Annotated in this window: 5 protein-coding genes and 1 pseudogene; 4 read left to right on the forward strand and 2 right to left on the reverse strand. The window is 62.9% G+C overall.

Going from position 1 to position 6,426, the window contains the following annotated elements:
- The first annotated feature begins 3 nt into the window (after positions 1-3).
- Positions 4-615 carry a PAS domain-containing protein gene (locus tag CV103_RS17545; protein WP_020819394.1) on the forward strand — a complete coding sequence of 204 codons (612 nt, stop codon included), beginning with the start codon at positions 4-6 and terminating at the stop codon, positions 613-615.
- 204 nt (positions 616-819) lie between these two features.
- Here the strand turns inward: CV103_RS17545 and CV103_RS17550 are convergent, their stop codons facing one another.
- Positions 820-1,686, reverse strand: a complete 867-nt coding sequence (locus tag CV103_RS17550) for an arginase family protein (RefSeq protein ID WP_021222983.1) — start codon at positions 1,684-1,686, stop codon at positions 820-822.
- Positions 1,687-1,838: 152 nt separating this feature from the next.
- Here CV103_RS17550 and CV103_RS17555 point away from each other — a divergent pair, with 152 nt between their 5' ends.
- Both CV103_RS17555 and CV103_RS17560 read left to right on the forward strand, forming a co-directional pair.
- A complete protein-coding gene (locus CV103_RS17555; protein WP_020819396.1) occupies positions 1,839-3,953 on the forward strand; it encodes a ParB/RepB/Spo0J family partition protein in 2,115 nt (704 codons plus the stop codon).
- An 81-nt stretch (positions 3,954-4,034) separates the two neighbouring features.
- Positions 4,035-5,096, forward strand: coding sequence for an ArdC family protein (locus CV103_RS17560; protein WP_081796477.1), 1,062 nt, complete (start codon positions 4,035-4,037; stop codon positions 5,094-5,096).
- Here CV103_RS17560 and CV103_RS17565 read toward each other — a convergent pair.
- On the reverse strand, positions 4,985-5,911 hold the full coding sequence (locus CV103_RS17565) for a PLP-dependent cysteine synthase family protein (RefSeq protein WP_020819407.1): 927 nt from the start codon (positions 5,909-5,911) through the stop codon (positions 4,985-4,987). The genes CV103_RS17560 and CV103_RS17565 overlap by 112 nt on opposite strands.
- Before the next feature lie 164 nt (positions 5,912-6,075).
- Here CV103_RS17565 and CV103_RS17570 point away from each other — a divergent pair.
- Positions 6,076-6,345: pseudogene (locus tag CV103_RS17570) on the forward strand (DUF6927 domain-containing protein); the annotation flags it as partial.
- Between the last annotated feature and the right edge of the window lie 81 nt (positions 6,346-6,426).

Below are 6,426 nucleotides of genomic sequence, written 5' to 3' on the forward strand. Positions count from 1 at the left end.
AATGTGCAACGCTTCATCCTGCACGAAAACTTGAAGAAATTCAGGGCCTGCCTGGGCGCAGACGTTGCCGACACCGAGCGCAGCTATCTGCTGCAGCAGATCCGTTCAATTCAACGCGAGCTTGCATTGCTCAACGCCGCCGCACTTGGCGTGCAGAGATATCCTATTGAATTTGGCGCGCTATCATCATGTGATCGGAGCCTTTTTCAACGCCTGACGGAGACCTCTACCCAGCCTACGATGATCATCGATCCGAGGGCTGGTATGCGAATCCTCGACGTCAACGATGCGCATACTGCCATCACCTATACCGAGCGCAGCAGAGTGGCCGGAGAAAGGCTCTTTGACGTCTTTCCGGATAATCCGGATCTTGAGGATGCAACCGGCGTCGCAGGCTTGTTTGATTCCATCCGCATCGCGGCACAGGGACGGCGCCAGCATGCCATGAAAGCACAGCGCTATGACCTGCGGGGTTCCGATGGCCGGTTTCTCGAGCGCTATTGGCAGACGGTGTCCGTTCCGATCCTGAATGACGAAGCGCAGCTGGTGTGCATTCTGCATCAAGCACGAGATGTCACCGAAACAGTCGGCACTGCGGGTTTCGTTGGTCATTGACACCCTCTAATGACGTCTCATCGGCGGTCAGCGCCGCTCTCACAGGAGAAGTCCGTCACATTCAGATTGTGAAGCATCGCGTAGCGGTGACGACGTTTACCTCGAGATCGGGGGGAGGGCGTGTCCAAAGCGGCGAGGATAGCTTCGCGAGTGGTGCGCCATTGGTATTCCGAAACTCGGGGCGGTTTCAGCCCACAGTGAGTTTCATGATTTCATGATGGGTAACTCGGCAAGGCTGTTTCTCAGGCGCAGCATGTCCCATGGCAGATGTTCGGCGATGGCAAGGCCAACCATATCCACTGCCGCGCCGATCTCTTTCAACAGGCGCACCACCTGGTCCAGCTGCATACGGCCTTGCTCTATTCCATCGAAGGCCCCCTCCGGCATGCCCGGCCTGTTGAACAGCAGCGGAGAAAAATGAGCCGGATCGAGGACATCGAGGTCGAAATGTACCGCAAGATGCGTGATTCCCTCGGTCTCGATCCAGTCGAGGATCGGCCGGCTGCTGTCAGCAAGGACGGCTGGCGGGATATGCCGGATGCCCAGTTCCTTCAGGATCAGGTCTTCATCCGCGTTCCATCCCTGCATGCCGGCGATCATCACACGCCGGGCGTCCAGCTTGCGGGGCACTTCTGCCGTGAAAGCCTCGTCGCCCCGGCCAAGCAGCAGGGCAAGCACATGGGCATGGGCGTGCGAAAACTCGGCAGCGCTCATCACGTCGGGATGGGCATCGAGCCAGAGAACGCCCAGCTTTTCACCATATCTGCGGCTTAGATACGCCATCGGCGCAAGATCGACCAGGCAGTCGCCGCCAAGCGTCACGATCCGATCGGGCGCATGCCGCTCGATGGCTTCGCGCGCCGCTCTTGCTTGAGACAAGAGGGCGGCGCACCACTTGATGCCACGGCTAACCGGCGGGGAGCTTCCGTCCGGTTCCGGAACCGCCACGGTTTCCTCGGGGCCGTCATGCGGCGGGGCAAGCCAGCGCAACAATTCGGAACCAAAGCTATAGGCGGGTTCATCGCCACCCTGCCATTGCGGCATGTTCAAACGGAGCGTCGTGGAGGTCACCGCAGATCATATTCTTTCGAGGCCGGAAGAGAAGACAATGTAGGTTGTCCGGCGGAAAAAAGCCACGCCCACGGGGCGCCCCGGGGTTCGAGAGGGAAGGGGGAGTGATGCTGGTGTCCGGGCTGATCCGGATGCCAGAAGGAGTTCCTCCGATGACCACGACCGTTAAGCTCTCGAAGCTTACGCTTTCTCCCATCAATGTCCGCAGGCGGCCCGACGACCTGCTGGAAATACCGCAGATGGCCGCCGATCTCGAAGCTCGCGGCGTACTCCAGAACCTGCTCGTCACGCCTGTGAAAAAGCCGCGCGGCACTTTCGAGGTCTTCGATGGCGGTCGCCGCCTGCGCGGTCTGCTCATGCTCGCCGAGCGCGGCACCATCGACCCTGAAACCTACGATGTTCCCGTCAAGGTTCTCGTCGGCGACGAGGCGACCCTGTCCGAGACCTCGACCGCGGCCAACTTCCATCAGCTCAAGATGACGCCTGCCGAGGAATGCCGCGCGTTCCAGTATTTCATCGGTCTCAATAATGATATCGACGGTGTCGCCAAGCGCTTCGGCCTCACCCGTCGGTTCGTCGAGGGCCGCCTGCGGCTCGCGACCCTGGCCGAGCCCATCTTCGAGGCGCTGAGCGAAGGCACCATCACGCTGGACGTCGCCAAGGCCTATGCCTCGACCGAAAACCAGGAGAAGCAGCTTCTCGTCTGGAACAGCTACGGCACCAGCTATGCCAATGCCGACACTATCCGCCGCGTCATCGCCAACGAAACGATGAAGTCGACCGATCCGGTCGCGATCCTGGTCGGCGAGGACCGCTATGCCGAGGCTGGCGGCAAGATCGACCGCGACCTTTTCAGCGACAGCGGCGACAAGTGGGTGAACCCCGAGATCGCGCAGCGGCTCGCCGCGGACATCATGGAAGCGGAAGCCAAGCGGATCGGCGAGGAACTCGGTCTCGCCTGGATCCGGCCGATTGCGTCGAACTACACGCATAGCGCGGCGACCGGCCTCTACCGGGTGATCCTGCCGCAGCCTGATTTCACCGAGGCGCAGCTGGCCCGCCTCGATGCGATTGCACAGCGGCAGGAAGCCATCGCCGAGGAGATGGATGACGAGACCATCGATGAGGATGCCTACAAGGCGCTCGACCAGGAATATGATGCCCTGTCCGAGGAAGAACACGCGCTCCACAACATCCCGCCGGTGCTGCCTGACGAGATCAAGCCGCTCGTCGGCGCGTTTCTCAAGCTGACGCCCAGAGGCGAGATGGTCCTCGACACCGAATATTATAGCGAGGAACCGGTCAGCATCGGCGGCGCTGATGAAAACGGCGAGGACGACCACGGCGATGGTGCCGGCGGTGGCGGTTCGACCGGCCCGGGCGGCAGCTACACGCCGCCTGCTCCGCCGCCCGAAGCGATCGCCCCGGGCGGCAAGCCGCTCAGCGCCCGGCTCTACGATGAGCTGGCGATGCAGCGGCGCGACGTGCTCGCAGCGACCCTGCTCAGCCATCCGGCCCTGGCGCTCGACTATGCGCTCTTCGTCATGATTGACGATCGCGCCAGCACGTTCAGCGCCTATGGCTCGACCATTCGCGCTCGCTCGCCGCAGGATCCGGTGAGTGGCGACCAGCCGACGACCCGCGCGCGGGGCTATCTCGCCGAAGCCCATGACGGGCTCGATGCGAGTTGGCTGGAGCACAAGTCCGAGGTCGACCGGTTCGAGGCGTTCCGGGCGCTCGACGACGACAGCAAGGCGGCCTGGCTCGCCTACATCGTGGCGATGTCGCTCGAAGCGAAGGCGAGCTACCGCGCCGAGCAGTGTCCGCTCCACAACCGGTTGGCGACGATCATGGATGTCGATGTCGCAAGCTGGTGGCGGCCGACATCCGAGAACTTCTTCGACCGCATCAGCAAGGGCTCGATCCTGACGCTGCTCGCCGATGTCGGCGGCGCGGCGCTGACCGCGCGCCACGCGACGATGAAGAAGTCGGAGATCTCGGAATCGTGCGCGAAGCTCTTCGCGGGCGAAGCGATCGTCGAGCCCGAGGTCCGGGACGCGGCGCTTGCCTGGGTGCCCGACGCCATGCGCTTCCTCGACAAGACCGAGGCGGACGATCTCGAACCCGCCGAAGGCGATCCTGAAGAGCAGGCGATCGTCGAGCCCGAGGATGCCGAAGAGGTTGGCGTGGCTGGCGTCGACGAGACAGTGTCCGGTGCCTGCGAAATCGAAGCGGAATCGCCCGATCAGGACGCTCTCGCGGCCTGACGCCGCTTTCTCCTGGATGCCTTGCCGCCGGCGCGTGGTCCCGTGCCGGCGGCCTTTTCCCCTTCCGCACGGAGAAGCGCCATGTCCCTTGCGAAACGCACGAGCCGCGATGTCGCCGCCGAAATCACCGACCTCATCATCCGCAAGCTCGAGGAGGGTGTTCCGCCCTGGTCGAGGCCCTGGCGGCTGAACGGGGCGGGCGGACGCCCGCTGCGTCATTGCGGCACGCCGTATCAGGGCATCAATACGCTTTATCTCTGGGCGCTCGGCGATGCCCAGGGTTATCGTTCGCGTTACTGGATGACCTGGCGCCAGGCGGAAACGCTAGGCGGGCACGTCCGCAAGGGTCAAACCGGCGCGCTTTCGGTTTATTATTCCTCGTTCAAGAAGCGTGAGGAGCACCCCGAAACCGGCAAGCAAGTGGAGCGGAGCATCCGGTTCCTGCGCCATTACATCGTGTTCAACGCCGATCAGATCGACGGTCTTCCAGCCTATTTCTACCCCTCTGACGAACCGGAGCAGCCTCTGATCCCGTCCGAGCGGCAGGCGGCGATCGACGCCTTCTTCACGGGAATCCCTGCCGACGTTCGCCATGGCGGAAACCAAGCCTACTTCACACCGACCTTCGATCATATCCAGCTGCCGAACCGAACGGCCTTCCGCAGCATGGATCACTATGCGTCCACGCGTTGCCACGAGACGGTTCACTGGTCGGGCCATTCCAGCCGACTCGCACGGACCTTCGGCAAGCGCTTCGGCGACAAGGCCTATGCGTTCGAAGAACTGGTCGCCGAGATCGGGGCGGGGCTCTGCTGTGCTGACCTTGGTCTGCCCAACGTCCTCCATGACAGTCATGCGAGCTATGTGGCGCATTGGCTCGGTATCCTCCGCGGCGACAAGACCGCGATCATCCACGCTGCCGCCAAGGCTGAACAGGCTTTCGCGTATCTCAAAAGCTTCGGCGCGGCGAGCAAGGCGCAGCCGGCAGCCGACCGGATGCACGTCCATCGGGGCCACCCCCACGCCGAGGTTCAGTATTTCAGGCCGGTATCACAAAGCACCGTTGCCACGACGGCATCAGCCGTCAACCGCCCCGATGCCAGCAGCTTTGCCGCGGCGCAGACGTTCGCAGCGGCAGAATAGCCGACGTACAGGCCCTCGCGATGGGCCAGAGTACGCCGCCACTCTTCAGCTTCATCATCGCTGATGCCGACACTCATATCCATCAGCGACGGATCCCAGTGCGGCGGAACCGTGCCATAACCGATGCCCTGGAGTTTATGCCGGGCGTCGAGCACCGGTTCTCCGGCCAGCGGCCGCGCGTTCAGCGGTTCGACAGCGGCGCAGACCGTACCGGGATTGGCGCGCTTCAACGCCTTTGCAACGCCCACGAAGGTGCAGCCCGTGCCGACCGCTGCAACCCATCCGTCGACCGGGCCACCGAACTGCGCCAGGATCTCCGGGCCTGTCGTGGTCTCGTGCGCTGCGATCCCCTCTGCAGCGTTGAACTGATCGACGTAGAAACCGTCACGCGCCCGGGCGATCGCGCAAGCCGCCTGTGCGGCAGCATTGACATCGGAACCCGTCACCTGGCCCGGGCTTCCATCCACCTGGGCGATGAGCACCACTTCGGCGCCGAGTCCTTCGAGCATCTTCGCTCGCGCCGGACTGTTGCCTGCCGACATCGTGACGACGAGGGGATGGCCGAGCGCGGCGCATGCCACCGCCAGTCCGGCGCCCATGTTTCCGCTCGTCATTTCCACGACCGGCATTCCCGGCTTCAGCCGGCCATCCTCTCTTGCGGCAAGCAGGATCGCCTTGGCGGCACGGTCCTTCACACTTCCCCCGGGCAGCAGGAACTCGGCCTTGGCGATGATGCGACCAGGACCCGTGTAGATGCGATCCAGTGCGATCAAAGGCGTGCCGCCGATTATCTCAATGGCCGACGCGGCGAGCATGACTTCTCCGACAATGACGGGTGCGGAAGGTCACATCCGCACGACATGAAAATACTGCGACTTTGATACGCGGGCGTTCGCCTGCTGACCAGCGCTCGCGGCCCGACGATCCTCAAACCGGAAACGGCCAGCGGCCGGTTTCCTTCCTCAAGAAAGGACTCATCATGGGATGGCTCTTCATGCCCTTTACGTCGATGGGCGGCCACAAGACCGCCAAATCCTATCTCGACGCGCAGCTTACCTACGAAAACACGCTCGAGGACGGCACGAAACGCGGCCTCAGGGTGCTCGCGTCCTCCTGTCCGGGAAATCGGACCTATTACGCCGCAGCCCAGGAAATCGTGGACGGCATTGCCGGCAACGTTTTCGCGGTAGTGTGCCTGGTGCGCTGGAATCCACGCTCGCGCGATGGCCACCAGTTCGGGTACAAGGATAGTGCGCCGTTGCGGCGCTGAAATGGAGTATCAGTGATGATGAGGTAAGTTGAGAATGCCTCTGCTCGCCGGACTAACCTC

The organism is Edaphosphingomonas fennica (genome assembly GCF_003034225.1).
GTDB classification, from domain to species: Bacteria; Pseudomonadota; Alphaproteobacteria; order Sphingomonadales; family Sphingomonadaceae; genus Sphingomonas_E; species Sphingomonas_E fennica.

Bases quoted from the DNA above. Each gene is read 5' to 3' on its own strand.
- CV103_RS17555 (WP_020819396.1), top strand. From the start codon at position 1,839: ATGACCACGACCGTTAAGCTCTCGAAGCTTACGCTTTCTCCCATCAAT.
- CV103_RS17560 (WP_081796477.1), top strand. From the start codon at position 4,035: ATGTCCCTTGCGAAACGCACGAGCCGCGATGTCGCCGCCGAAATCACC.
- CV103_RS17565 (WP_020819407.1), bottom strand. From the start codon at position 5,911: ATGCTCGCCGCGTCGGCCATTGAGATAATCGGCGGCACGCCTTTGATC.